Origin of the sequence: Arthrobacter sp. fls2-241-R2A-172, assembly GCF_030208885.1 — a bacterium.
Lineage (GTDB): Bacteria > Actinomycetota > Actinomycetes > Actinomycetales > Micrococcaceae > Arthrobacter.
Window position 1 is genome coordinate 131,361 of the sequence record NZ_JARVTB010000003.1, and the last position, 24,593, is coordinate 155,953.

General features: G+C 64.9%; 23 protein-coding genes and 1 tRNA gene. 12 read left to right on the forward strand and 12 right to left on the reverse strand.

The genetic code is table 11. The features are described 5' to 3' along the window. Position 1: 1 nt before the first annotated feature. Positions 2 to 868: a formate dehydrogenase accessory sulfurtransferase FdhD gene (fdhD, locus tag QRM57_RS06170; protein WP_257368906.1), complete on the forward strand. Its 867-nt coding sequence runs from the start codon at positions 2 to 4 to the stop codon at positions 866 to 868. Positions 869 to 1,031: 163 nt separating this feature from the next. Then, on the forward strand, positions 1,032 to 4,064 hold the full coding sequence (locus QRM57_RS06175; RefSeq protein WP_284985936.1) for an alpha-mannosidase: 3,033 nt from the start codon (positions 1,032 to 1,034) through the stop codon (positions 4,062 to 4,064). On the opposite strand, the gene QRM57_RS06180 is transcribed toward QRM57_RS06175, so the two are convergent. The 5 genes from QRM57_RS06180 to QRM57_RS06200 all read right to left on the reverse strand — a co-directional run bounded on the left by QRM57_RS06180 (position 4,061) and on the right by QRM57_RS06200 (position 7,988). Next, complete coding sequence (locus QRM57_RS06180; protein WP_257368904.1) at positions 4,061 to 4,861, reverse strand: amino acid ABC transporter ATP-binding protein; 801 nt, start codon at positions 4,859 to 4,861, stop codon at positions 4,061 to 4,063. The two genes, QRM57_RS06175 and QRM57_RS06180, sit on opposite strands and share 4 nt — an antisense overlap. Continuing rightward, positions 4,848 to 5,507, reverse strand: a complete 660-nt coding sequence (locus QRM57_RS06185) for an amino acid ABC transporter permease (RefSeq protein ID WP_257368903.1) — start codon at positions 5,505 to 5,507, stop codon at positions 4,848 to 4,850. Before QRM57_RS06185 ends, QRM57_RS06180 begins: the two co-directional genes overlap by 14 nt. After that, on the reverse strand, positions 5,508 to 6,323 hold the full coding sequence (locus QRM57_RS06190) for an amino acid ABC transporter substrate-binding protein (protein ID WP_284985937.1): 816 nt from the start codon (positions 6,321 to 6,323) through the stop codon (positions 5,508 to 5,510). It abuts the gene before it with no gap. Between the two features lie 238 nt (positions 6,324 to 6,561). Next, positions 6,562 to 7,269: a hypothetical protein gene (locus QRM57_RS06195; RefSeq protein WP_257368901.1), complete on the reverse strand. Its 708-nt coding sequence runs from the start codon at positions 7,267 to 7,269 to the stop codon at positions 6,562 to 6,564. Next, positions 7,266 to 7,988: a hypothetical protein gene (locus QRM57_RS06200; RefSeq protein WP_235518969.1), complete on the reverse strand. Its 723-nt coding sequence runs from the start codon at positions 7,986 to 7,988 to the stop codon at positions 7,266 to 7,268. Before QRM57_RS06200 ends, QRM57_RS06195 begins: the two co-directional genes overlap by 4 nt. 221 nt (positions 7,989 to 8,209) lie before the next feature. Here QRM57_RS06200 and QRM57_RS06205 point away from each other — a divergent pair, with 221 nt between their 5' ends. Both QRM57_RS06205 and QRM57_RS06210 read left to right on the forward strand, forming a co-directional pair. Next, on the forward strand, positions 8,210 to 9,871 hold the full coding sequence (locus QRM57_RS06205) for an ABC-F family ATP-binding cassette domain-containing protein (RefSeq protein ID WP_284985938.1): 1,662 nt from the start codon (positions 8,210 to 8,212) through the stop codon (positions 9,869 to 9,871). 2 nt (positions 9,872 to 9,873) lie between these two features. Then, positions 9,874 to 11,787: an ABC transporter ATP-binding protein gene (locus tag QRM57_RS06210; protein WP_284985939.1), complete on the forward strand. Its 1,914-nt coding sequence runs from the start codon at positions 9,874 to 9,876 to the stop codon at positions 11,785 to 11,787. A 47-nt stretch (positions 11,788 to 11,834) separates the two neighbouring features. Here QRM57_RS06210 and QRM57_RS06215 read toward each other — a convergent pair whose 3' ends face one another. The 3 genes from QRM57_RS06215 to QRM57_RS06225 form a co-directional block, all read right to left on the reverse strand. After that, on the reverse strand, positions 11,835 to 12,245 hold the full coding sequence (locus tag QRM57_RS06215; RefSeq protein WP_284985940.1) for an NUDIX hydrolase: 411 nt from the start codon (positions 12,243 to 12,245) through the stop codon (positions 11,835 to 11,837). Continuing rightward, positions 12,242 to 12,685: a DUF6314 family protein gene (locus tag QRM57_RS06220; RefSeq protein WP_284985941.1), complete on the reverse strand. Its 444-nt coding sequence runs from the start codon at positions 12,683 to 12,685 to the stop codon at positions 12,242 to 12,244. The genes QRM57_RS06215 and QRM57_RS06220 overlap by 4 nt, the downstream gene beginning before the upstream one ends. Before the next feature lies 1 nt (position 12,686). Continuing rightward, a tRNA-Arg gene (locus tag QRM57_RS06225) sits at positions 12,687 to 12,759 on the reverse strand. A gap of 104 nt (positions 12,760 to 12,863) precedes the next feature. Between QRM57_RS06225 and QRM57_RS06230 the strand changes: the two genes are divergently transcribed. Continuing rightward, a complete protein-coding gene (locus tag QRM57_RS06230) occupies positions 12,864 to 13,685 on the forward strand; it encodes a hypothetical protein (RefSeq protein ID WP_284985942.1) in 822 nt (273 codons plus the stop codon). Between the two features lie 89 nt (positions 13,686 to 13,774). Here QRM57_RS06230 and QRM57_RS06235 read toward each other — a convergent pair whose 3' ends face one another. Next, positions 13,775 to 14,401, reverse strand: a complete 627-nt coding sequence (locus tag QRM57_RS06235) for a hypothetical protein (RefSeq protein WP_284985943.1) — start codon at positions 14,399 to 14,401, stop codon at positions 13,775 to 13,777. A 33-nt stretch (positions 14,402 to 14,434) separates the two neighbouring features. On the opposite strand from QRM57_RS06235, the gene QRM57_RS06240 reads away from it, so the two are divergent. The 7 genes from QRM57_RS06240 (at position 14,435) to wsfD (ending at position 21,520) form a co-directional block, all read left to right on the forward strand. After that, positions 14,435 to 15,268, forward strand: coding sequence for an inositol monophosphatase family protein (locus tag QRM57_RS06240; protein WP_284985944.1), 834 nt, complete (start codon positions 14,435 to 14,437; stop codon positions 15,266 to 15,268). Positions 15,269 to 15,410: 142 nt separating this feature from the next. Continuing rightward, on the forward strand, positions 15,411 to 16,727 hold the full coding sequence (locus QRM57_RS06245; protein WP_257368893.1) for a PVV-CTERM domain-containing choice-of-anchor G protein: 1,317 nt from the start codon (positions 15,411 to 15,413) through the stop codon (positions 16,725 to 16,727). A 42-nt stretch (positions 16,728 to 16,769) separates the two neighbouring features. Continuing rightward, positions 16,770 to 16,952: a hypothetical protein gene (locus QRM57_RS06250; RefSeq protein ID WP_235518994.1), complete on the forward strand. Its 183-nt coding sequence runs from the start codon at positions 16,770 to 16,772 to the stop codon at positions 16,950 to 16,952. Between the two features lie 91 nt (positions 16,953 to 17,043). Next, positions 17,044 to 18,405: an XrtP-associated glycosyltransferase gene (locus QRM57_RS06255; RefSeq protein WP_284985945.1), complete on the forward strand. Its 1,362-nt coding sequence runs from the start codon at positions 17,044 to 17,046 to the stop codon at positions 18,403 to 18,405. Then, positions 18,405 to 19,001 carry an exosortase S gene (gene xrtS, locus QRM57_RS06260; RefSeq protein WP_284985946.1) on the forward strand — a complete coding sequence of 199 codons (597 nt, stop codon included), beginning with the start codon at positions 18,405 to 18,407 and terminating at the stop codon, positions 18,999 to 19,001. Before QRM57_RS06255 ends, xrtS begins: the two co-directional genes overlap by 1 nt. Next, complete coding sequence (locus tag QRM57_RS06265; RefSeq protein WP_284985947.1) at positions 18,991 to 19,872, forward strand: septum formation family protein; 882 nt, start codon at positions 18,991 to 18,993, stop codon at positions 19,870 to 19,872. The genes xrtS and QRM57_RS06265 overlap by 11 nt, the downstream gene beginning before the upstream one ends. Continuing rightward, positions 19,865 to 21,520: a glycan biosynthesis hexose transferase WsfD gene (gene wsfD / locus QRM57_RS06270; protein WP_284985948.1), complete on the forward strand. Its 1,656-nt coding sequence runs from the start codon at positions 19,865 to 19,867 to the stop codon at positions 21,518 to 21,520. Before QRM57_RS06265 ends, wsfD begins: the two co-directional genes overlap by 8 nt. On the opposite strand, the gene QRM57_RS06275 is transcribed toward wsfD, so the two are convergent. Genes QRM57_RS06275 through QRM57_RS06285 form a run of 3 tightly spaced genes read right to left on the reverse strand, consistent with a single transcriptional unit; the run spans position 21,494 to position 24,581 of the window. Next, a complete protein-coding gene (locus tag QRM57_RS06275) occupies positions 21,494 to 22,096 on the reverse strand; it encodes a helix-turn-helix domain-containing protein (protein ID WP_284985949.1) in 603 nt (200 codons plus the stop codon). The genes wsfD and QRM57_RS06275 overlap by 27 nt on opposite strands. 32 nt (positions 22,097 to 22,128) lie before the next feature. After that, entirely contained in the window at positions 22,129 to 23,355 is a 1,227-nt protein-coding gene (locus tag QRM57_RS06280) for a hypothetical protein (RefSeq protein ID WP_284985950.1), read from the reverse strand. Then, a complete protein-coding gene (locus QRM57_RS06285; RefSeq protein WP_284985951.1) occupies positions 23,352 to 24,581 on the reverse strand; it encodes a sensor histidine kinase in 1,230 nt (409 codons plus the stop codon). Before QRM57_RS06285 ends, QRM57_RS06280 begins: the two co-directional genes overlap by 4 nt. Between the last annotated feature and the right edge of the window lie 12 nt (positions 24,582 to 24,593).

Genomic DNA, 24,593 nt, shown 5'->3' on the forward strand with positions numbered 1-24,593 from the left:
CGTGGGACGCGTAACCCAGCGCCGCAAGGTGCATAAGTTCGTCCTGGACGGCTCTCCCCAGGCACTGGAGCACCCAGTCCGGTTCAAGGAGGATGTCCTTGCCGTGGAGGAGCCCCTGGAGATCAGGCTTGGCGACATGTCGTTCTCGGTGACCATGCGGACCCCGGGAGACGACTTCGACCTCGTCGCGGGATTCCTGGTGTCCGAGGGCATCATCTGGGAGCCTTCGCAGTTGATCTCCGAGCGGTTCTGCTCGGGGGAGGACGAGAACGGCGTGCAGACCTTCAACGTTGTGGACGCCCAGTTGCGCCCCGACGTGGAACGCCCGGACACCGGACGCAATGTGTACACCTCAAGCTCGTGCGGCATCTGTGGCACGGACTCCATCGAGGCGGTCCGCAAATCCTCGCACCACACGCCGTACGAGGACGACGTCACCGTCCCCGTGAGCGTCCTTGCGGCCCTGCCGGACCGTCTCCGCGAGGCACAGGCGGTTTTCGATAAGACAGGCGGCGTCCATGCCGCCGGGCTGTTCAGGATTCACGACGACGGCACTTCCGAGCTGCTCTGCCTCCGGGAGGATGTGGGGCGCCACAACGCGGTGGACAAGGTGGTGGGCTGGGCTTTGCGCGCCGGAATGCTCCCGTTGCGGGGGACGGTGCTACAGGTTTCCGGCAGGGCGTCTTTCGAGCTCGTCCAGAAGGCCGCGATGGCCGGCATACCAGTCCTGGCCGCAGTCAGTGCTCCGTCCAGCCTTGCCGTGGAGCTGGCCGTGGAATCGGGCATCACACTGGCGGGCTTCAGCCGGGGTTCCAGCCTCAATGTGTACGCTGGTCGGGACAGGATCACGGGAGAACAGGGCTCCTAGGGACACCCCGGTGGGGGCCCCGTCACTTGGCTATTGGGCTGGAACAACGTAGATTTTATCCATCGAATGGAACCGCGGGTATCAGGAACAGGCGTTGAAAAACAGCCTGTGGGGAACCTGCCATCACGCCTTGTCCTTAACCCGACGCCCAAAGGGGAATTAATTGCACGACGACCGCCGGATCACCGAACAGCGTCTCGATCGATTTGTTCGGGAACGCATTCTTCCGGCCATTTATGGCAGGGCCTTACCGCTGGAGCTCAGCAGTTGGGATGTTCCCGGTGAGCCGGTGCCCGCCGCCGAGGCCATGCGCCAGCTCTTCACCCCACAGGAGCCGGGCGCTGCATGGGGCAAGGCCTGGAGCACCAAATGGTTGCGCCTGCAGGGCGAGGTGCCCCAGGACTGGGGCATGGCGGATTCCACTGGGGTGGAGATCATCGTGGACCTTGGGTTTAACAGCGACGTCCCCGGTTTCCAGTGCGAAGGCACCGCTTGGCGTGCGGACGGCAGCATCATCAAGGCGATCTCGCCCAGGAACTACCACGTACCCCTGAAACTTCTTGGCGGCGGACACTCCGTGGACTTCTACGTGGAGGCCGCGGCCAACCCTGACGTTGCACAAGGCTGGTCCTTCGCCCCCACACCGCTGGGAGACAAGGCGACCTCCGGTGATGAACCCCGGTACCGCTTTGGCCGGATTGTCATGGCAGAGCTGAATGAAACTGTGTGGGAACTCAACCAGGACATCTGGACCCTCAGTGGCCTGATGCACGAGCTGCCCATCGAATTGCCCCGGCGCAACGAGATCCTGCGGGCGCTGGAACGCATGCTGGACATCATGGACCCCGACGACGTCGCCGGCACGGCAGCCGCTGGCCGTGAAGCGCTCAGGGAGGTCCTGAGCAGGCCGGCGTATGCGTCCGCGCACGAACTCCTGGCCACGGGCCACGCGCATATCGACTCGGCGTGGCTGTGGCCGGTCCGGGAGACCATCCGCAAATGTGCCCGGACTTTCTCCAACGTGGTGGCCCTGATGGACGAGGACCCGGACTTCGTCTTCTCCTGTTCCTCCGCCCAGCAGATGGCATGGATGAAGGAGTATTTCCCTGAGCTCTTTGTCCGGATCAGGGAAAAGGTCAAAGCCGGACAGTTCGTTCCCGTGGGCGGCATGTGGGTGGAGTCCGACACGAACATGCCCGGCGGGGAGGCCATGGCCCGCCAGTTCGTGGAGGGCAAGAGCTTCTTCCTGAAAGAGTTTGACGTCGAATGCCAGGAAGCATGGCTGCCTGATTCCTTTGGCTATTCCGGAGCGATCCCCCAAATCGTCAAGGCCGCGGGATCGCGTTGGTTCCTCACCCAGAAGATTTCCTGGAACAAGGTCAACAGGATGCCGCACCACACGTTTTCCTGGGAAGGGATTGACGGGACCCGGTTGTTTACGCACTTCCCTCCCGTTGACACCTACAACGCCGAGCTGCACGGCCGGGAGTTGGCCCACGCCGAGCGTAACTACCGCGACCACGGCCGTGGCACCATGTCGCTGGTGCCGTTCGGCTATGGCGACGGCGGTGGCGGACCAACGCGCGAAATGGTTGCTGCCGCGCACCGCACCGCAGACCTCGAGGGATCGCCCAAGGTCCGAATGGGAACCGCCCGGGACTTCTTCACCAAGGCTGAGGCCGAGTACGGGAACCTTCCGGTGTGGGTGGGGGAGATGTACCTGGAGATGCACCGTGGAACGTACACGAGCCAGGCCAAGACCAAGCGCGGAAACCGCCGCAGCGAGCACCTCCTCCGCGAAGCAGAGCTCTGGTGCTCCACGGCTGCGGTGCGGCTCGGCGCGGATTACGAGTACCCCTACGAGGAACTCAAGCGCCTCTGGCAGCTGGTCCTGCTGCAGCAGTTCCACGACATCCTGCCCGGCAGCTCCATCGCGTGGGTCCACCAGGATGCCGAACGCAATTACGAGGCCATCGCACGCGACCTCGAAGCAATCATCAGTGCCGCCGCGACGGCCCTGGTGGGACCAGGTGGCAACGAGTACCTGCTCAACGCCGCCCCGCACATGCGTGCCGGAGTGCCCGCTCTAGGCGCCGGCGCAGCGACCACCCCCGGTTCCGCCGTTGACGTCCAGGAGGATGCCGGCGGCTACGTCCTGGACAACGGGGTCATCCGTGCGGTCCTGAACGCTGATGGTCTCCTGAGCTCGCTTGTGGACCACGCCAGCGGCCGTGAGGCGATCGCTCCGGGCCAGGCAGGCAACCTGCTGGAGCTCTTCAGGGATACCCCGAACGAGTGGGATGCCTGGGACATCGAGGAGTTCTATCGTCGGAATGTCACTCCGCTGACCCGTGCGGACAGCTGCGACCTCGAGCGCACCGCAGCGGGCGCCGTCGTGGTGGTCAAACGCAAGGTGAACGCCTCCACCATTACGCAACGCATCACGCTCGACGCCGGCGCGAAGTCCCTGGGCATCGCCACCACCGTGGACTGGCAGGAACGCGAAAAGATGCTGAAGATTGCGTTCCCGCTGGACGTCCGCGCTGACCGCTCGGCCTCCGAAACACAGTTTGGCCACGTCTTCCGGGCCACCCACACCAACACTTCCTGGGAAACCGCAAAGTTCGAAATCTGCGCGCACCGCTGGATCCACGTGGCGGAACCCGGATACGGGGTGGCGGTCAGCAACTCCTCCAGCTACGGCCATGACGTCACCAGGGCGGTCCGCGGGGACGGCGGAACCACGACGACGGTGCGCACCTCGCTGCTGCGCTCCGCCCGTTTCCCGGACCCGGAGGCGGACCGGGGCGAACACACCCTGGAACTGTCCATCAGGCCTGGCGCGGCGATAGCCGACGCCGTGGAAGAGGGCTACCGCACTAACCTGGCACCGCGGTACGTTACCGGCGGGCACGCCGTGGAGCCGCTGGTTTCAGTGACCAATCCTGCGATCGTAGTGGAAGCCGTCAAGCTGGCCGAGGACGGATCGGGCGATGTTGTGGTCCGGCTTTACGAATCCTTGGGGGAGCGCTCAACCGGCAAGGTAGCGCCCGGATTCCAGCCCCAGGGTGTCGCGGCCACGGACCTGTTGGAACGGCCCGTCGATGCCCCCGGGGTTGCTGTGGGGGAAGACTCCGTGGTGGACCTGGTGCTCCGTCCGTTCCAGTTGGTGACGTTGCGCTTCAGCCGGGGCTAGAGATCGTGCTGTAGCCGTTTCACAAAGAGCTTGGTCCGTTCCTGCCGGGGTGCGCGCAGCACCTCGGCAGCAGGGCCCCGTTCCACCACGACGCCGCCATCCATGAAGATGACTTCGTCCGCGACGTGCTGCGCGAAGGCCAGCTCATGGGTGACGATCACCATGGTCCAGCCCTCTTCGGCGAGTTCCTTGATGACGCCCAGAACGTCGCCTACGAGCTCGGGATCGAGGGCGGAGGTGGGTTCGTCGAACAGGAGGAGCTGGGGTTTCAGGGCCAGGGCGCGCACGATGCCGACGCGCTGTTGCTGGCCGCCGGAAAGCTCAAAGGGATAGGCGTCGCGCTTGTCGGCCAGGCCCACGCGTTCCAGGAGCCGTTCGGCTTCGGCAATGGCCTCGGCCTTGGGACGCTTCTGGACCTGCACCGGCCCCTCAATGATGTTCTTCAACACGGTCATGTGCGGGAACAGGTTGTAGTGCTGGAAGACCATGGCGCTGCGGTCGCGGAGGGCGGCTACTTCCTTCTTGCCCACCTTGGCCCCAAAATCGATGGCCAGCTCACCTGAGGCATCACCGCGGCCGAAGGTAACGGTGCCGCCGTCGGGTATTTCCAGTCCGTTGAGCGAGCGCAGGACCGTGGTCTTACCCGAGCCCGAGGGCCCGATCAGGGCCACTACCTGGCCACGGCGGATATCGATGTCGATGTCGCGCAGCACCTGGTTGCTGCCAAAGGCCTTGGCGAGGTTCCTGGCCTCCAGTACCGGGGCGACCCGCGGTTCCGGGGTATCAGTGGGCGACATAGCGGTCCAATCTCCTCTCCACGGCGGACTGCGCGGTGGAAAGGACCAGGCAAATGACCCAGTAGACCAGGGCGGCCTGCAGGTACAGGGCCATGAACTCTTGGCTGAAGGCAGCAATCTGCTGGGCATTGCGGAACAGTTCGGTGACCAGGATCAAGGATGCGAGGGACGTGTCCTTGACCAGGGAGATGAAGGTGTTGGACAACGGTGGGACGGATACCCGGGCCGCTTGCGGCAGGATGATGCGCAGCAGGGTCTGCGGCCGGGACATGCCGATGGTGTGGCCGGCTTCCCACTGGCCTTTGGGCACGGACAGGATGGCGGCACGGATGATCTCAGCCGCGTAGCCGCCAACGTTAAGGGAGAAGGCGATGATCGCGCTCGGCCAGGGGTCCAGCTTCACACCGATGCTGGGCAGCCCGTAGAAGATCACGAAGAGCTGCACCAGCAACGGAGTGCCGCGAATGACTGAAACGTAGAAACGGCCGATCCCCGAAAGGACCACGTTGGGGCTCAGCCGCAGCAGGGCAACCAGCAGCGCCAGCACCAGGCCAAATGCGAAGGACGCAAGCGTGAGGGGAATGGTCCCCGTCACGGCCCCAGTAATCAGGGGGCCGAAGGAGCTCCAGATGAGGTCCCAGTTCATCTATTTGGTGACGTCCGCGCCGAAGTACTTGGTGGAGATCTTCGCCAGCGTTCCGTCGGACTGGAGATCGGCGAGGGCTTTACTGACGGCCTTGCTGAGTTCCGTGGATCCCTTGCGGAAAACGAACGCACTCTCGGTCTTGTCCGGTGCCTCAGCTGCAACCTTCAAACCCGAGTCGGGGGTGGTCTTCGCGTAGTCGAGGTAGGTGAGCTTGTCGTTGACGGTGGCATCGACGCGTCCTTGCTGGACCAGGGTGGCGGACTGGGCCCACCCCTCCACAGCCTGGACGTTCGCGCCGGCTTCGACAGCCATCTTGTAGAAGTTGCTGGTCAGCGACTGGGCAGTGGTTTTGCCCTTGAGGTCGGCGAAGCTGTTGATGCTGTTGTTATCGGACTTGGTGACCACAACGCCCGTGGAGACGGTGTAGGGCGTGGAGAACTCGTACTTGGCTTTGCGTTCGTCATTGATGGAGATCTGGTTCGCGATGGTGTCGAAACGCTTGGCTTCCAGGCCCGCGAAGATGCCATCGAACTGGGTCTCCTGGAAAGTTGCCTTCACGCCTAGCTTGTCTGCCACTGCCCGTGCAATCTCGACGTCGTACCCTGTCAGGTCGCCGGCGCCCTCAGCATGGAAGGTGAAGGGGCGGTAGGTTCCTTCGGTGGCAATGACCAGTTCGCCTTTGGACTTCACATCGGAAAGGGACGTATCCGCGCCGGACTGGGCAGGAGCGGAGCCGCCGCCGCAGGCAGCAAGCGCAAGGGCGGCCGAGGCCAGGGTGGCAGCGAGGACTGAGCGTCGGGTGCGAAGGCTGTTCATGGAGCCATCTTAGTCACGGTGTGCGCGCCGCATTTGCTCCTGCCCGGCGAGGAAACAATTTTGCCGTTAAAAAGGCTGAGTGGGGGCGGTCCCCAACAGCCCGCCACCACTCATCCCCCCAATTGTGATCCGGTTGGCGCCACATCCACCGGAAACCCGTTCTCTGATTCCGGTGTCAGGCTGCAGCCGCTTTCACACATTCATGATTGTGCCATGATCTAATGCTTTTGTGAAAGTCTTACGCCAAGAGTCGTCGCTTTCGACGGGCGTAGGCCTTGGAAAACCAGATTCCGGCCAATCCGATGCACGTGGACATGGCAGCTGAGTAGTTGATGAGCACCCGCAGCCAGGCCTCTGAAAAAGGGATCAACGGGAAGAACTGGGAGAGCAGCAGCAAGCAAAGGCCCAGGAGCAGGAACCCCGAAGCCACGCGCAGCAGCACGGGAGCCGTGCTGGCCACGGTCCGCCAGATCGCAGGAACCAGGCAGGCGGCAACAAACCCGGGATACAGCCGGCCCATGGCCGCATAGCCGTCCAGGGAGGGCCCCCAGGTGAGGCCGCTCATTCCGGCCGAGGAACCCCTCGTGTCCGTGATGGCGAAGAAGTAGATGGTCAAGGCACCCACCAGTATGGCCGCAGTGATGCCGATGGGTCCGCGGATTGCACGTACGGCCGATTCTGATCCGAACGCCATGGCGATCTTGACGCCCATGAAGTAGAACGTGGCATACAGGAGGAACCGCAGCACCAGGTTGCCGATGTTCATCCCGCCAAGCCAGCCATCAATGACCAGATACGGCGCTTCGATGCTGATGAAAATGCTCAGGGTGATCAGCGAGAAGATGTAGAAGACATCCCGGTTCTCGCCGCGCAGGGCGCTGGGGATTCGTGCGAGGGTAATCGCGAGGCAAACAACCAGCGTGACCCAGGGCAGGACAGCCGTCATCCGAGGTTCTCCCAAATTCTTTCAGTACGTTCGTGGTCTTGTTCTTGTCGGCGCAGTGTCTTACCGAGTGCCAGCAGCCGGTCGCCGGCCAGGGTCACCAGTGAACTCTGGGTCATGGCGTCCAAGGCTTTCCGCCGGGCATCCGGTGGCCACCCGGCCTCCGCTTCGGTGATGAGTCCGCCGGCCACCAGTCCTCCCGCGGGCCCCACCCCGGCAGCGCGGGAGGTTGCGACAGCGAGTTCGGGCGGAAGCCTGTTGGCTGTCAGGTGCGCCGAAAAATTCTGGGGAGCGATCCCGGTGGCGACACTGACGCGGTGCCGCAACTCGCCGTCGTCGATCGCGTCCACCCAGTTCCGCACGGACGTGGGGTGCGGTGGCTCCGAAAGGTGCGGGGCGGGGGCGGAACCTGGCTCGCTTCGCTCCACCACGGCCCGCAACAAGTCGATGGTGGCCACCTGGCTCACCAGTTCGCAGGGCGTCGGTGGGACGGGGTCGCCACGAAGATCGGAGTAGAGGTCGAAAGTCGAGAGCGCCTGTACCGGGTTGATATGGAAACCGCGACTGATGCTGACCAAGGTGGATTCGGCCACCTTGCCGCGAACCAGCTGCTGGGCAAGGGTGGTCCTCTTGATGCCGGCGATCCTGCAGACGTCAGCCGTGCTGGCATCGGGCGCAACGCCGTGAAGCCAGCGCTGGAACGCCTTGGACTGTAATGGCATGTGGAACTTTCAGGAATGTGTCGCAGGGGCGGCCCGGTTTCGCTCGGCGGGAAACCGGAAGTGGGAGTACGAATCGATTTTACGCTGACGCCACATTGAATTATGCTTGATGATTGAACCCGTTGGTCCGTACACCCCCCAAGTCCGGACCAACGGGTTTTTCCATGCCTGCGGGAATCGCAGCCTGATTCCCTGCGTTTCCTTGCTGGAGGATAGACACAATGACTGCAACCTTGGTAGCCAAGGATCTTGCCGGTGGTCACGGCCACCGCACCCTTTTTTCGAAGCTTTCCCTCACCGTGGCGCCAGGCGACGTCGTTGGTGTGGTGGGCGCGAACGGCGCAGGTAAATCGACGCTGCTGCGTATCCTGGCCGGGGTCGACCAGCCGCAGGAGGGGACCGTCAGCCTCGCGCCGTCGGACGCTTTCGTGGGCTGGCTGCCGCAGGAACATGAACGTACGGACGGCGAAACCATCGCCGCGTACATTGCCCGCAGGACAGGCTGCGCCAAGGCCACAACCGAGATGGAATCCACAGCCGAAGCGCTCGGATCCGGTGCTCCCGGGGCCGACGACGCCTACTCCCTTGCGTTCGACCGGTGGATGGCATCCGGTGCCGCTGACCTTGAAGACCGCATCCCGGCAGTCCTGGCCGACCTCGGCCTGGAACTGGGCACCGACGCGCTCATGACGGGGCTCTCCGGCGGGCAGGCGGCCCGCGTGGCATTGGCCGCGCTGCTGCTCAGCCGTTTCGATGTGGTCTTGCTGGACGAACCCACCAACGACCTCGACCTGGACGGCCTGGCCCGGCTTGAGTCGTTTGTCCAAGGCCTGCGCGGCGGCGTGGTGCTGGTCTCGCACGACCGCGAGTTCCTGGCCCGGTGCGTCACCGCCGTCGTGGAACTGGACCTGGCACAGAACTCCGTTGCCGTCTACGACGGCGGGTACGAGTCTTTCCTTGAAGAACGCGCCATCGCCAAACGCCATGCCCGCGAACGCTACGAGGACTACGCAAACACCAAGGCGGACCTCGTTTCCCGTGCCCGCACCCAGCGTGAATGGAGCTCCCAGGGCGTCCGGAACGCCATGAAGAAGAACCCGGACAACGACAAGATCCGTCGTGCCGCCAGCACCGAATCCTCCGAGAAGCAGGCCCAGAAAGTCCGCCAGATGGAGTCCCGGATCGCCCGCCTCACCGAGGTGGAAGAGCCCCGCAAGGAATGGCAGCTGCAGTTCAGCATCGGCCAGGCGCCCCGCTCAAGTGCCCTCGTCGCCACCCTGCGCAACGTCGTCGCGCGCCAAGGCGACTTCACGCTCGGGCCGGTGAGCCTCCAGCTCAACGGCGGTGAGCGGATCGGCATCACCGGCCCCAACGGTGCCGGTAAGTCCACTCTGCTCCGGCTGCTGCTGGGGACACAGGAACCGGACGACGGCGACGCTTCCATGGGTGCCTCGGTGGCCGTTGGCGAGATTGACCAGGCCCGCGGACTGCTCGACGGCGGCAGCAACCTTGGCGACGCGGTTGAAGCCGTGCTGGTGGATTGGACTGCCGCGGACGTCCGGACGCTGTTGGCCAAGTTCGGCCTGAAGGCGGATCACACGTCCCGGACTGTGGATTCCTTGTCACCGGGGGAGCGGACCCGTGCCGCGCTCGCATTGCTGCAGGCCCGCGGAGTAAACCTGCTGGTGCTGGACGAGCCCACCAACCATTTGGACCTTCCTGCGATCGAGCAGCTTGAAGAGGCACTGGAAAACTACGAAGGGGCGCTCCTGCTGGTCACCCACGACCGCCGCTTGCTCGAAAACGTACGGCTCGATTCGCGTTGGCACGTGGACAATGGCCACGTCCAGGAGCTCCATCACACCCCAAGCCAGGAGAAGTAACCATGAGCATGGACCGCGTGGCCTGGAGCTCGCTGTACAACATCACCACTGCCAAGTCCGGCTCCAAGCCGTTCTCGAAGGAAACACTGAAGCGGGTGATGGCTTTTGCCGCCCCGCATAAGGGCAAGCTCATTGCCTTCGTCATCGCTTCGATCGCCGGAGCGTTCCTGGCTGTCGCCACCCCGGTCCTTGCCGGCCAGGTGGTTGACGCGATCATCGCCAACGCCGGGGTGGGAACCGTCATCTGGTTGGCTGTCCTGATTGCGATCGTGGCCGTTGGCGAAGCAGGCGTAGGTCTGCTGACGCGCTGGTTGTCGTCGATCATTGGCGAGGGCGTCATCGTGGACCTGCGCACCCGGGTCTTTGACCACGTGCAGCGGATGCCCATCGCCTTCTTCACCCGGACCCGGACGGGTGCGCTGGTGAGCCGCCTGAACAACGACGTCATCGGGGCCCAGTCTGCCTTTGCGGGCACCTTGTCCGGCGTGGTCAGCAACGTGGTGGCGTTGGCCCTGACATTGGCGGTCATGCTCAACACCTCCTGGCTGGTCACTGTGCTGGCCATGGTGCTGCTGCCGATCTTCCTGATTCCCGCACGCCGGATGGGCTCCAGGCTGGCGGATCTCCGCCGTGAAGCTGCCGCCCACAACGCCGCCATGGGAACCCAGATGACGGAGAGGTTCTCCGCGCCCGGAGCCACTTTGGTGAAGCTCTTTGGCCGCCCGGATGAAGAGTCCCGTGAGTTCGCCGCACGTGCCGGACGCGTCCGGGACATCGGTATCCGCACCGCGATGCTGCAGTTCACGTTCGTCACAGCTCTGACGTTGGTCTCGGCGTTGGCCCTGGCCTTGGTCTATGGCCTGGGCGGCTGGCTGGCGTTGGGAGGCCAGTTGGCTCCAGGCGATGTTGTGGTCCTGGCGCTGCTGCTGACCCGGCTGTACGCTCCGCTGACGGCCTTGTCCAATGCCCGCGTGGAAATCATGAGCGCTTTGGTCAGCTTTGAACGCGTCTTCGAAATCCTGGACCTGAAGCCCCTTATCACCGAGAAGCCGGACGCGGTTTCCGTGCCGGCTGGTCCGGTTGCGGTGGAGTTCGACAACGTCCGCTTCTCCTACCCGTCCGCAGACAAAGTCTCCCTGGCCTCGCTCGAAGAGGTTTCCACGTTGGACACCCGCGGTGGCGAGGAAGTCCTGCACGGTGTCAGTTTCCGTGTCGAGCCCGGCCAGACGGTGGCGTTGGTGGGTTCCTCAGGCGCAGGCAAGTCCACGGTGGCACAGTTGTTGTCCCGGTTGTACGACGTCGATTCCGGTGCTGTCCGGCTTGGCGGCCAGGCTCCCGGGACAGGCGTGGACGTCCGTGACATCCGCTTCGATTCACTGCGTGACACCCTGGGCATGGTCACCCAGGACGGTCACCTGTTCCACGAAACCATTGCATCCAACCTTCGCCTTGCCCGTCCCGACGCCACCGAAGAGGACATGTGGGATGTGCTCAGGCGGGCCCGCCTGGAACCGATGATCCGATCACTGCCCGACGGCTTGGAAACAGTGGTAGGGGAGCGGGGCTACCGGCTCTCCGGCGGCGAACGGCAGCGGCTCACGATTGCCCGGCTGCTCATCAAGCAGCCGCGCGTCGTCATCCTCGATGAGGCAACGGCTGCGCTGGACTCCACCAACGAAGCCGCCGTGCAGGCGGCCTTGGGCGAGGCGCTCGAGGGGCGTACCGCCGTCGTTATTGCGCACCGTCTGTCCACCATCCGGGCAGCCGACGCCATCTTGGTGGTGGAGGACGGCAGGATCGTGGAGCGTGGCACGCATGCCGAGTTGCTGGCCGCCGATGGCCGCTACGCCGAGCTGTACCAAACCCAGTTCGCCGAAGCCACGGCGGTTGCCCAGGAAGCCGTCCCGGAGTTGTAACGCCTCCCGCGCCTTGCTTAGCTGCGACCTGCTTAGCTGCGACCTGCTTAGCTGCGACCTGCTTGGGCTGCGGCAAGGGCGGGGAGCACGTGGTCGGTCAGAAGCGGCGCAAGGTCCCCGGGCAGCGGCGCATGGAGGTCCAGCCAGCGGATCTCGGCGATCTCCGCCGAAGGGTGTGCCAACCAGGTTCCGGGGGCCGTGAACACGGTGGCTTCAATGGTGGTTTCAGCCTCGTTGGCGGCCGCAGCGAGCCAGGCACCCATGGGTTGGAGCTCTTCGGCCGGCACACCGATCCCGACTTCCTCCAACAGCTCGCGGGAAGCGGCCTGGGCCGCGGTTTCGCCGTGCTCGGGCTTGCCGCCGGGGTGCATGAACTTGTCCGTTCCGCGCTTCCGGACGGTAAGGAGGTGCCCGGCTTCGTTGTAGACGCAGACGGCGCTGACAATGATCAGGTTCATTTTTGCCTCTTCACATGCGATTCGAGCAGCAGATCCTTCGCAGGACCACGGACATCCCAGGCGAAACTGAACGAATCCGGCCCCTCGTAGCTGTAACTGACGCGGTAGTCGTCGGGATCGCACCAGTGCTCGTCCTCATGGCCCTGCTCGGAGAAGCTCATGGTGTGGAAGGGCCTGCCGTCCGGGAAAAAGACATCCATCCGCTCGGGCGAAGTGCCAGGCTTCAGGAGGTATTCGCGGAATGCCGCGCCCGAATGGGTGGGCCAATGCATGGTTCCGTCTTCACGGTAGTCCAGGCCGCCGTCGGGGTTCTCCGTGTAACGCACGACGCCGGTAAAGGTACCGCGGGTGCCGGAAGCCCGGTCCAGGAGGGTCCGCTCCACGTGCCAGCTGCCGGCCAGGTAGGCCCGCAGGTCCGGGGTGGGCTGCTGGTGGTTCAAGTGCCCTCGATTGGAATCGAACCAACGACACCGGCTTTAGGAGAGCCGTGCTCTATCCACTGAGCTACGAGGGCCTGCGTCCATGGCATGAAACCCATTGCTGGAGCTCAGGGCCCGGACACGACTACAAGCATACAAGCTGCCGGGGCAGTGCCTGAACACGGCTAGGCTGGCGACCATGAAAGGGCACCTGACCACGGCGGCTCCCGCCGGATCGTTCCTACCCGATGTGCGAAGCGTCCGCGCGACCATTGGAGGCTGGGCGCAGCTGAGCGTCGTCCAGTACTTCGTGGCGGAGGCCGCGGTGATCCAGGCCTGGGCTGGTCCGGAGCCCTACAGCAGGGCAACCGGGTACATCAGCGACCTCGGGGCGGTGTCCTGCGGTGTCTACGAGGACAGGGCGGTGTGCTCGCCGTTGCATCTGCTGATGAACGCATCCTTTGTGGTGCAAGGCCTGGGGCTGGTCCTAGGTGCACTGTTCCTGACTGCCGGGCTCCTGTACGTCGCTGCGCGTCCGGGAATGCCTGCCCGGCGATTCCGGGACGCACCGAACACCCCGGCTCCCGTCCGCGTGCTGACTGTACCGTGGCTGTTGTCGGTCGCGGTCAGGGTCCTGACAGGGGTGGCCGGAGTGGGAACGGTGGTTGTCGGCCTGGTACCCGAGGACCTGGGTTCTCCGTGGCATTTTGCGGGCGCACTGATGTTCTTCATCGGCGGCGGGTTCACCCTGATCCTGCTTGCCGTCCTGTGGTTCCGGCAGACTCCGGTGAGTTGGTTCCTCGGCGCCTGCGGGCTGGTCTGCCTGGGGGCGCTCATTGCTGGGGGGATCACCCGTATGCATGTGCCCCAGCCCGGAACCCTGGAGCGGCTGATGGGCTATCCCGTCACCATTGGGTTGGCGGCGGCGGGCCTGGTGATCGCCCAGCGCGTGCGGCGGCACCGAAGGGAGCTCAAGGCGCGAGGTGTGCTGGGCTCCGGGCCTCGCACCCTTTCGCGCTGATCGCACCCGTCATCCCTGGTGCGCGTGGCGGGTAGTGGTGCGCCGCCGGCGAACAGGTGGTGCGCTGGGCGGGCAGGAGCGCGGAAAAATCAGGCGGGCTTGGCGTTCTTTCGCCCGAGGAACACCGCAGCCACGCCGCAGACGAGGCTCACCAGGAAAAGCACCCACGACGCGACCGTCACTGCGGAAGCCAAAGCCACCGCACCGGCGTCGGGCGTTTCGGCGGCAAGCATGGAATCGATGGCCACGTTCGACCACAGGTGGGCCACCGCGAACAGCAGCGGAGCGGCCCACATGGCCCAGCGCCAGGACTCGCGGGCCACGTTGGTGCCGATCAGCAACAGCCAACTGAAGCCGAAAATCAGCGGGAACAGCGTGCCGGCGGTCTTGTGGACATAGTTCAACTGGCCCCGCGCGGAGTCGTCCATCGCGGCGCGAAGCTGCGACACGTAGTCCTGCGAGAACCCGCCGATCAGCGAATCCGGCATGGCAAGGCCACCGGAGAGCTGCGTCATCTGGTTCAGGGTCAGCAGGTGCAGGTACCAGAACAGGAACAGGCTGGCCACGACGCCTGCGATCACAATGAGCTTGGAGTTGCTCTGGGCCTTCTGCGGGGTGCGCTGCGTGGTGGTGTTGATCACTGGCGGCAATGAGTGGTCCGGGACCGCCGCCTTTGCTCCGTGCTTCCTGATGCGCTGCGCTGGTGTCTTGGCCATGTCATTCATTATCCCGCCACATAAGCTGGACCCATGACCACCGGCAGGCACACCGCAACTGAACTCGATCCCGCACTCGACGATTACCAACTGGCGAGCGCCCTGGTCCGCGAAGCAGGCCAACTGGCACTGCTCATGCGGATGGGCGGCCTGCAGGGTGAACGGAAGACGTCGGTGTCCGACGTCGTCACCGCAGCAGACCACGCGGCCGAGGCCTACGTCCTGGAACAGCTGCGGCGCAGCCGCCCGGATGACGGCATCCTCGGCGAGGAAGGCGCATCAGTGGCCGGCACCAGCGGCCGCACCTGGGTGATCGACCCCGTGGACGGAACGTACAACTTCCTGCACGGCTCCACATACTGGTGCTCGGCGATTGCGTTGAAGCGCGACTCGGGGGACACCACCGTGGATCCCGAGGTTCTCTTGGGTGCCATCTTCCAGCCGGAACTGGACAAGCTCTGGGTGGGTGGCCAGGAACACCCGGCAACCCTGAACGGGGAGCCGATTTCCGGTTCCGGGGACCGACTTGTCGGCGAGATTTGCGCGGCAACCTACATCCACCCCACCTGGCTGGCAGACCCCCGCACGGCCATGCCTTGGCACGCCGCCGCCATCACCGCCGCGTCCCTGCGCATGTTCGGTTCCGGTTCCTGCGACCTCGGCCGGGTCGCGGATGGCGAACTCGGATGCTGGTTCCAGCACAGCTGCCCGGAATGGGACTGGCTCCCCGGCAAGGCGATCGTCCGTGCGGCCGGCGGGGACACCGCCGTCGTGACAGTCAACGGAATGAACTGGTTCGTCGCGGGAGGCCCGACGGCGGTCCGCGACTTAAGCGCGGCCCTCACCTCAGTTCCCCAGTTTGCCTAGGAGCCCTATAGGGCGTTAACCCCTTCGGGTACCCCTGCGAACCGCCACCGTTTGCCCTTGTTACTTTGCACCGGGGGCGACTGCCCCCACGGTCTCAGCTGCAGAACAGCCCTGTCCTGCAGCGTTCGCAAGGGGGAAGTACTTGAACAGCAAGAGCAAGCTGTGGCCCACAGCCGTCGGCGTTACTGCCGTCTCGGCTTTGGCCATCGGCCTCGTCGCCGCACCCGCGGCAAATGCAGCACCCACTGACGTGATTTCGCTCGGCAGTGGACAGATCATCGATGGTTCCGTCCTGGCCATCCCGAACTTCGCCAACCTGGCCGCCAACGGCGCCGCAACCGCCCAGCAGGTAGGCACACCGCCTACCGGTCCTGCGGTCATCGAAGCCACCGACCCGCTGGACCTCAGCGCCGTCTTCGGCGTCGTCAACGTCGGTGCGGGCAACATTCCGCTGCTGCAGAACAACGGCATCATCCAGGTTGGTGCGGTCAGCCAGTACGGCAAGGCCGTCAACGATGGCTCCTCGGAAGCTTTTTCCGGCACCGTCAGTGGTGCTCCGGGACTGGTCACGCTTCCTGCGGGCCTCCCGACCTCCGGTGACCCGGCCATCCCGGCAGCCCGCATCACAGCCGGAACTGCCGCCATCCTCGGTGGCACCAACCTGGTGGACCTCACCATGGACATCTCCACCCTTGCCGCAGCAGCCAAGAAGGACCAGGGCGCTTCACCTCAAGGCGCCTACGCCGTCGCGGGCGTTTCGGCCAACGTTGGCGGCACGCTGGTGGGAGGCGTCTCCACAGCACTCACTCCGTTGCTGAACACCGCCAACGTGGCCTTGTCCGCTGTTGGCCTGCCCATCACCAATCCGCTCGCCAGCGGCGTCATCCAGATCACCGAGGCTGACCTGTTGGCCGCGGCGGGTGTCGCAGACCTGAACTCGCTGCCGGCGGGTACCGATCTGGTCTCCTTCCTGCCCGCGGCAGTGTCCACCAAGATCCAGAGCATCCTGGCAACCACCTTGTCCAGCACCCGCGCGGCTGTTCAGGCACTGCCCGACACTCTTCCGCCCCTCGGATTGCCGAACGTCGCCAAGACCACTGCCTTGCTGGCAGTCACCACCCTGGAAACGGCAGTCAACGGGTTGGTAGGTGGCCTGAGCACCAGCCTGGTTACTCCGTTGGGCAACGCGTTGACGGCTTTGGTTTCGGCCAAGGTCAACATCCAGGAAACAGCACCCTCGGGTGCCTTCACCCAGCGCGCCTTGCAGGTTGGAATTGCCGGTGGCTCCATCGCCACTGTCAACCTCGCCAGCGCCACAGTTGGTCCGAACCTGGACGCAGCGGCCATCCCGCTGGTCAACACCGACACCATGGCCATCAGCGGTGGCGTGGCACTCCTGGCACTGCTCACCTGGCTGTTCGTTCGCTCGCGCCGCCAGACTGCGGTAGCTGCTGCCTGATCGCTGTGAGCGCATCAAGCACCAGCGAAAGGAGAACGCCTTATGTACGGCCATAACTGGACTGCAGGCGGCACGGCAGCCGGGGGCACCGCCCTCGCTGCTACCGGTGCCCCAACCCTCGGCTGGGTCATCCTGGTGGGTGTCGCACTGCTGATTACCGGCTTCGTGGTCCTGCGTAACAGCAGGCTCAAGGCTGCGAAGCGGGATACGGGCCCCAACCCGTAGCACTACCGGCGGGACGGCTCCTGCAAGGGCCGTCCCGCCACCCTTTCCTCCCATCCTGGCCGATCGGCCAAGCCCTAAGCATCGGAAATTCATGTCGGTACTCGAATCCGCCCAAGCATTGGCTTTTGTGCTGCTGGTGGTTTTTCTGTCGTACATCCTGGTGATCCTGGTCCCGTTCCTGCGGCGAAAGCCTGATCCCGAAGGCGATCCCGGCACCTTCTCCTGGCACGTCTTCATTCCTTGCCGTGACGAGGAAGTGGTGATCGGCAAGACCCTTGAACTGCTCAGGGCGCAATTCCCGCAAGCCCACGTCTGGGTTGTCGACGACGACAGCGACGACGCGACCGCGGAACTCGTCAGCGCGGCCTCCCGCCACGACGACATGATCCACCTGGTCCGCCGCCGGCGTCCGCTCGCCCGCACCGGCAAGGGCGACGCCCTCAACGCCGCATACCGCACCCTGGATTCCTGGCTGCCCGCCGGCGTCGACCGTTCTTCGGTGATCGTCCTGGTGGTCGACGCCGATGGCCACCTTGCTGACAACGCCTTCCGGCAGGCGGCCGGTCCGCTCGCCTTCGGCGACCCCGAAGTAGGTGCCGCACAGACAGCGGTCTGGATGTCCAACCTGGACGATCCCGATCTTCAGGGCGGCGCAGGCCGGGAACGGATCAGGCGCACGTTTGGCCGCTACCTGGTCCTGATGCAGGACATGGAATTCAGGACCACCATCGCGGCGATGCAGTCCCTGAGGCGGCACACGCTGACGGTTGGCTTGGGTGGCAACGGCCAATTCACCCGGCTGTCTGCTCTCGATGCCATTGCCAGGACCTCGGGCCAACCGTGGCACGGGGCATTGCTGGAGGACTACGAACTGGCCATCCACATCATGCTGGGCGGCTATAAAACGGTCTACATGCATGACACCCACGTTGCCCAGGAAGCGCTGCCGGACCTGCGCCGGCTCCTGACGCAACGGACGCGCTGGTGCCACGGCGGCATGCAGTGCAGCACCTACCTGAAACGGATTTTCGAGTCGCCGTACTTCAGCAACGTTGGCGCCATCGAATCCAGCTACTTCCTCATTCAGCCCTTCATCCAGATCATCGGGCTGGTGCTCTGGCCCACGCTGTTCGTCACCATGGTGGCGCAGGGCGCACTGACCATGGGCAGCTTTGTTGCGTGGATCTCGGCAGCGTGGTTCATCATTCCCTTGATCATCGCGACGGGCGTCCTGCCTTTCGCCCTCTGGGGGCTCGTGTACAGGCGGCACGTCGCTCCGGAGAAGAACTTCATGACCGGTATCGCGTGGGGCCTTGGCTATTGGCTTTACATGTACCAGAACTACGTCACCGTGCTGAGGGCCACGTACCGCCTCATCACCGGCCGCCAAGGGTGGGCGAAAACACGCCGCAACCATGAAGCCGACGTCAAACTACTAGCGAAGGAAGCCTAGTGGCTGCGAGCGCCAACCTCAGCGACATCAACGTTCCCCGGGGGCCGCGGTCCGTCCCCGTGCAGAAGGCCCGTGGTGGAGGTGTGCTCGGGTTGCTGTTCCTGGCCGCCGCCACGGTGGCCATGCTGCAGCAGGAACACATCAGGGCAGCGGAGGCATGGCTGATGGCTGCGGTTTTCGATGGGATCCTGGGCGGGGCGTCCTACAGCGTGGACGACATCATCTTCCACAACGTGGGGGCAGGCCAGCCCTACGCCCTCATGGTCACCGGACTGTGCTCCAGCGCGGTCCTCCTCACACCTATCGCCGCGTTGGCGGGGGTCCTGTTCCTGATGGGGCGGATTCCTGTGTCGCGGCTCATGCCTGCCACCCTGATCGCCCTGGCTATCGTCTGCCTGAGCAACGCAACCCGGTATTTCATGATCGCCGCAGCCCAACAGAGCTGGGGACAGCAGGGCTTTGACCTCATGCACCACTTCCTGGGTTCGTTCGTGGTGATCTTCGGCTTCGTGGCCGCCATCATCGTCCTGGTGCGCGCCGCCGTCGTCCGCAAGGACCGATCCGTTGCCAAGCGGAGGGGCCGGCGTGCGTCCTGAACTGCCGGCCGTGCTCCCGGCGCTCGCCATCGCTGCGGCTTTGATCCTGACCGGCTGCGGTGCCGGTCCCGCTACCGATGCGGAGGTTGGTGCGGTCTCCGGGGACAACGCAGTCCGCGTGGGCCAGTGCTACCTCATTTCAACACCGGAAGAGTATGGTGCCAGCAGCCATACGGGTCCGGCGGTTGCCTGTTCCGAGCCGCACACCACCCAGACATTCCTGGTGTCTACGGTGCCTCAGCCGCTGTCCGGGCAAGCGGAGCGTCCGCTCCACGAGCAACTCCAAAACCTCACTGCCCGTTTATGCCCGGCTACGGAACTGCGCAAGTACCTGGGTGGCGCCGAGCGCGACGCCACCACCGGCATGGCCATCACCGGGTACTATCCCACCCGCGCCGCATGGTCGGCCGGGAGCCGGACTGTCCGCTGCGACGTCCTGACCACCACGGCTGACCTGGCGCCCAGGGAGACCAGGGCCGATCTCAAGGAGGCCCTGGCAAGGCCGGAATCCGCCCCGATCCGGCTTTGCTACACCCAGGAGATCACAGACGGCGTGCTGGGTTCCGAAGGCACTGACACCCCCTGTTCCGAGCCGCACACTACCGAGGATGTCAGTGCTTGGTTCGGGCAGGACGCTTCGCTGGTGCCTTTGGCGGCGCAGCAGGAACGCTGCCTTCCCTTTGTGCTCGACTTCCTGAAGGTGCGTGTTCTCCCGGCGGATGTGGAAGTCCGGCCGATAGTCCGTATCGACGGCGGGGCCCGGGCTGTCCGCTGTGGCGTGGCACCGTTGCAGGGATCGGGGCCGGAGCCCTGGACCGGGACCCTTGCCCCTGTTGCCGGCTCTGTGAGTGCGGAGGCCGCGAATGGTTGAGACCACGGTTGGGAAATCAGCCACGATCGAGGACGCTGCGGAGTTCGCTCCTGTTCCCGTGCGGTCCGGCGTGGGCCCACGGCCGGGCCCGCTGCGCATGGCGGGGAGGTTCCTCGCGCGGACGTTCGGTCCTGGAGAATTGACCCTGGGGGGAGTCCGAACCCCGGCCATCGTTGCTGGGCTGGTGTCCGCCATTGCGATGCTGGTGCGGCTGTTTGTGCCGGGTCCGGTGGGGGTGGCCGACCAAGGAGATGGCAATGGGCTGGTCTGTTCCCTGGGCGTAAGCAACGTCCGGCCCTGGGACTACGCAGATTTCACGCGGTTCATCTACCCCAGCTGGACACCCCACCCGCTGGTGGGTGAGGCGTGCGGTGCTGCCGGATCCGGTGAGCCGGTGTACTCGTCCCAGCTTGCCTTCCTGTGGTTGGGGAAGCTGGCTACCCCGCTCTTTGGCTGGGGTGATGGGCTGGATATGCGCGCAGTGGGCATCATCTGCTGCCTGGTTTTCGGCTTTTTGATCGCCGGGCTCGTTGTTGTGCTCCCGGGCCGTGCGAGCTTCCGGATCCTCATCGCCGCTTTGGTGACTGCGGTAATGGCGGATGGCGTCTTCGCTGATTTTTTCATCTCTCCCTACCCGGAGCCCGCAGCCTTCCTGGGAACGCTGGGTTTGTTGGTGGCCCTCTTGAACTACTGGAACGGGACCCGGAGCCGCTGGGTGACCATCCTGCCGGTGGCAGGTGCTGGCATCTTCACCATCGCGGCCAAGCCCGAGATGGTGTCGTGGCTGCCAGTGCTGGTCCTGGCCTTGCTGTGGTTGCCGCAGCGGACCGCTCGACGCGCAAGCCGCCGGGCACCGGAAGGCGGCACTTGGCATCGCTTTGCCCTGCCGGTGGTGGCGATAGCGGTCATTGCGGCTTTCGCGGTGGCTTTCATGGCCGTGCAACCGAAGCGCACCGCCGAGCTGAACCTCTACAACGCGGTTTTTGCTGAACTGCTACCGCACAGCCCCACCCCGGAGGAGGACCTGACCTGGTTGGGGCTCGATCAGGGATTTGTTGCTGCGAGTGGCACTACCGTCGCGTCACCGAGGTCGGCTGCCTTGAACCCGAAATTCCACGAGTTCCAGGAAGAGATGGGCGCCGGCAAACTTGCAGGTTTCTACCTCACCCACCCTGAACGGCTGATTGGGATGGGCGAACGCGGGATTACCGCCATGCTGACGCCTGAACTGGGCTACATCGGTTCGTTCATGGAGGGACAGGGCCACGAGCCGTTCGCGAAGGACCACCGCTTCCCGGTTGTCTTGGGCCTGTTGACGGCACTGAAGGCGGCGCCCGTTGCTTTGGTGGCAATGCAGCTGCTGACGCTGCTCCTTGGACTCGCCGTGGCCTTCCGCAAGAAGGCCGCCGTAGGACGCCTGGCGGTGGTGGTGGTCGTGGCAGGGTGGCTGCAGTTCTGGGTGGTGGTGCTGTGGTCCGGGCAGCCCGAGATCTATCGGCAGCTACTGCTCTCAGGTTTCCACGCGGCTTTGTGTGTCCCGTTGCTGGTTGCACTGATCAGCATCCTCGCATCCGGGCCGGAGCGGGGACAGCAGCAAACGGCTTCCCAGGCCACGCCCGGATTACGTGATCCAGCCGTCAGCGCTTAGCTGATTCCGCAGGCTGATCACGTTGCTGAGCCTGATCCCGGCGGCCGCATACCGCTGCCTGATCCGATGCAGGTGGGCCTTGACGGTTTGTTCGCTGATGCCCATGGCATCAGCCACCCCACGCACAGGCAAGGCGTCGCTGCCCAGGTAGAGTTCGGCGAGGCGTTGTTCACGAAGCGACAGCTTGATCCGTTCCGGTGCCGTGTCCACCATGACCGCCGCGACTTCCGGGGGCACATAAAGCTTCCCGGCGGCCACGGCACGGATGGCGTGCTCTATATGCTGGGGCCCCGCGGCCTTTGGGACATACCCAAGGGCCCCAGCGGTACAGGCCGCCCCCGCGTCCCATCCGTCCAGCGCGGTGGCAAGGACGACGACGCGAAGGCCCGCCCGTACCAAGTGGCGCACGGCCGCTACCAGGTCCTCGTGGCTGTCCAAGGTGCCCAGCACAGCAACCTCGATCTCTTCCGCGGCCCAGGCGGCGCCCTGGTCGCTGGGCGGAAGGGCGGTGGAACTTGCCTTGATCATCAGGTCCGGCGCGTTGCAACGGAGCCAGGCATCCAGTGTGTCGATCATCAATTGGTGGCGGTCCACCACCAGCACCCGCGTCACCACAGCCGGGGCGCTTTCATGTGGACAAGGATGCTGGCACCGCCAGGATCCCTCTGGACCCGGGGGTCTCCCAGGGTTTCCAATTCGCTCCACAGAGCCGGGGTGCAGCGGCTGGGATTGAGGTTGCGCACCCTCCACGTGATGAGGATGCGGTCTTCCATGTCGGGTTCAAGAAAGACGTGGAGCTTGCCACCGCCGCCCGCGCCCGCTGCCGGGGTGCCACCGCCGTCCGCGCCCGCTGCCGGGGTGCCACCGCCGTCCGCGCCCCCGACCGGGGTAGCCAGGAGCATGGTCACTGCCAGGACCGCCGAACGCTGCGCGTGGGGGATGCGCTCCGCAAGGTCCGGCTGGGCCGCCACAGCCACCGTGGATTCCATCCGGGCCAGGCGCAACGCGGCGACGAGCCACGTGCCCGATTGCAGCAGCATCAACTGCCCCCTGAGTTGTGAGGCCAATGCCTGTGCTTCTTCGGCCACTGTTGGATCCTGGGCAAGCTGCTGGTTCCTGGCCACCTTGGCGAACAGCTCCTGAATTTGGTGGTGCGTCTGTGCCAGTAGATCGGACGGCGAGAACACATCGGACGGCGAGTCGACGATTGGATCAGCGGGTGGTTCCTGCGGAGCGGGTAATGCGTCGCGTTGCCGGGAGACGGCCAGTTCCATCCGGCTTTGGATACCGATGACCGCCAAGGCTCCCAGAAGGCCTGGAATGAGGGTGATAAAGAAGATGAGGAGCCCTTCACCGGACCCAAAACGGGGCGTCGTAGCGTAATAGACGGCGCTGAGGACCGCGTTGACTCCCACCAGGAACAGGAAACCCATCAGGTCCCATCGCATGCTCAACAGAAAAACCAGGGCCGCCCCCATGAGGACGTTGAACGCCAACGCGGCGTAGCCTGAGTCCGCGGTGACCGTACTCGCCGTGGCAAGACCGGAGGCGATGGACGTGCCGAGCCAGCCCAAGCGCAGCCAGGGCAAACGCGATGCCCTGGTCTTTGGATCCGAAGCGAACATCGCAAGAGTGAATCCCAGCAGGTCGAAGGCTTGTGCGCCCAGTCTCATGATGTCCCGGTCGCTTCCGTCCAGGGAGTTGGCGGAGGTGATAAAGGAGATCGACCAAACGGTCAGGGTCCCGGCCAAGAGAATGCTGCGGGACAGGAACAAGGGACCGGCTTTGCCCGAAATGTACGGATGTTCCGCCTTCATGCCGGGTCCGCGTTTCATGGTGCGTCCACGTCCAGGACCACGGTGGTGCCGCGGCCGGGGGCGGACAACACCCTGGCATGTCCGCCGACGTCGTTCATGCGCTGGAGCACCGACTGCCGTAGGCCGAAACGCTCCGCCGGCACAGCTTCTGCGTTGAATCCGGAGCCCGCGTCGCTGATCAGTACCGACACCGATGAACCGGACCGGGAGACGAGGACATCGACGTGGTCGGTGCCGGCATGCCGGGCAGCGTTGACCATGCACTCTTCTGCCGCGTCAACGAGAGCGCTCTGCAGGTTCTCCGGCAACGCGCCGGCCTCACCATAGACCTCGACCGTGAAAAGCTTGCCGCTTTGGCGGGCGGCCCGGTCCCTCAGCACCTCGGCAAGTTCAGGAACACTGGAAGGTTCGACGACGGCCACCCCCGCCTGGGTGCGCGGCCCGCCGTCGCCCCGCACTGCTGGGGCGACTGCGGCGTTAGGTGCGGTTGGCCCGGTAACCGGTCCGCCGGCGTCGTGCGTGGCGGAGGCCAGCAGGGCACGTAACTCTTCAGGGTCGGCCCCGGCCCCGCCGCGGGCGAGCACTGTCAGCGTCCTGAGGGTCGTGTCGTGGAGGAGCCTGGCCTGGGCCATGGCGGCGTCGGCCGCATCGCGCGCCAAGGCCTGGGCCGTGGCGGATTCCTGCCGGATCGCCTGGTCATCGCAGTGGATGGCCACTGCCTTTGGTGCTGAATGGCGGATGACGAGCATGACGAACCAGGCGCCCAGGACCGTCAACGCGGTGGTGGGGCCCAAGCGGTGGATCACGGACACAGCGTAGGTGTGCCCGAATACCAACAGACCGAGGAACGCGGTAAACAGAACGGAGCGCCACGTGTTCCGTAACGCCAGGACCAGGACAGAGCTTGTAGCCAGCAGAACCGAATGTGCCAGGAGCAGGGAGTCGGAGTCCTGCCGGAACGTGACCCCGGTCAGAAGCTCGGACAAGGTGATCAGGGCCAGGACGGTGACAAGCCGGACGGGCCACGCATCGGTGCGGAGCATCGCAGCAAGGCAGGTGACGAGGACAACCACAACAGCGGTGGTGGCGGGGCTTCGCCAAGCGGTCCCGTCGCTGACCGGCCCGGCGTAGATCCATGTGGCCGCGACGAAAACGAAGCTGACCACGGCCCCGCCACGGGCCAATAAATCCGAACTACCCAGAGCCTCCCGGCTGGCCACCGGTCGGTCGATCCATGCCCCCATGAATGTCTCCCC

What these genes read in the sequence shown, in the direction of transcription:
- QRM57_RS06200 (WP_235518969.1), bottom strand. Translation starts at nt 7,988, where the DNA reads ATGCCATTACAGTCCAAGGCGTTCCAGCGCTGGCTTCACGGCGTTGCG.
- QRM57_RS06235 (WP_284985943.1), bottom strand. Translation starts at nt 14,401, where the DNA reads ATGGCCAAGACACCAGCGCAGCGCATCAGGAAGCACGGAGCAAAGGCG.
- QRM57_RS06215 (WP_284985940.1), bottom strand. Translation starts at nt 12,245, where the DNA reads ATGAACCTGATCATTGTCAGCGCCGTCTGCGTCTACAACGAAGCCGGG.
- QRM57_RS06190 (WP_284985937.1), bottom strand. Translation starts at nt 6,323, where the DNA reads ATGAACAGCCTTCGCACCCGACGCTCAGTCCTCGCTGCCACCCTGGCC.
- QRM57_RS06210 (WP_284985939.1), top strand. Translation starts at nt 9,874, where the DNA reads ATGAGCATGGACCGCGTGGCCTGGAGCTCGCTGTACAACATCACCACT.
- QRM57_RS06285 (WP_284985951.1), bottom strand. Translation starts at nt 24,581, where the DNA reads ATGGGGGCATGGATCGACCGACCGGTGGCCAGCCGGGAGGCTCTGGGT.
- QRM57_RS06275 (WP_284985949.1), bottom strand. Translation starts at nt 22,096, where the DNA reads ATGATCGACACACTGGATGCCTGGCTCCGTTGCAACGCGCCGGACCTG.
- QRM57_RS06240 (WP_284985944.1), top strand. Translation starts at nt 14,435, where the DNA reads ATGACCACCGGCAGGCACACCGCAACTGAACTCGATCCCGCACTCGAC.
- QRM57_RS06185 (WP_257368903.1), bottom strand. Translation starts at nt 5,507, where the DNA reads ATGAACTGGGACCTCATCTGGAGCTCCTTCGGCCCCCTGATTACTGGG.
- QRM57_RS06230 (WP_284985942.1), top strand. Translation starts at nt 12,864, where the DNA reads ATGAAAGGGCACCTGACCACGGCGGCTCCCGCCGGATCGTTCCTACCC.
- QRM57_RS06250 (WP_235518994.1), top strand. Translation starts at nt 16,770, where the DNA reads ATGTACGGCCATAACTGGACTGCAGGCGGCACGGCAGCCGGGGGCACC.
- QRM57_RS06195 (WP_257368901.1), bottom strand. Translation starts at nt 7,269, where the DNA reads ATGACGGCTGTCCTGCCCTGGGTCACGCTGGTTGTTTGCCTCGCGATT.
- QRM57_RS06255 (WP_284985945.1), top strand. Translation starts at nt 17,044, where the DNA reads ATGTCGGTACTCGAATCCGCCCAAGCATTGGCTTTTGTGCTGCTGGTG.
- wsfD (WP_284985948.1), top strand. Translation starts at nt 19,865, where the DNA reads ATGGTTGAGACCACGGTTGGGAAATCAGCCACGATCGAGGACGCTGCG.
- QRM57_RS06280 (WP_284985950.1), bottom strand. Translation starts at nt 23,355, where the DNA reads ATGAAACGCGGACCCGGCATGAAGGCGGAACATCCGTACATTTCGGGC.
- QRM57_RS06205 (WP_284985938.1), top strand. Translation starts at nt 8,210, where the DNA reads ATGACTGCAACCTTGGTAGCCAAGGATCTTGCCGGTGGTCACGGCCAC.
- QRM57_RS06180 (WP_257368904.1), bottom strand. Translation starts at nt 4,861, where the DNA reads ATGTCGCCCACTGATACCCCGGAACCGCGGGTCGCCCCGGTACTGGAG.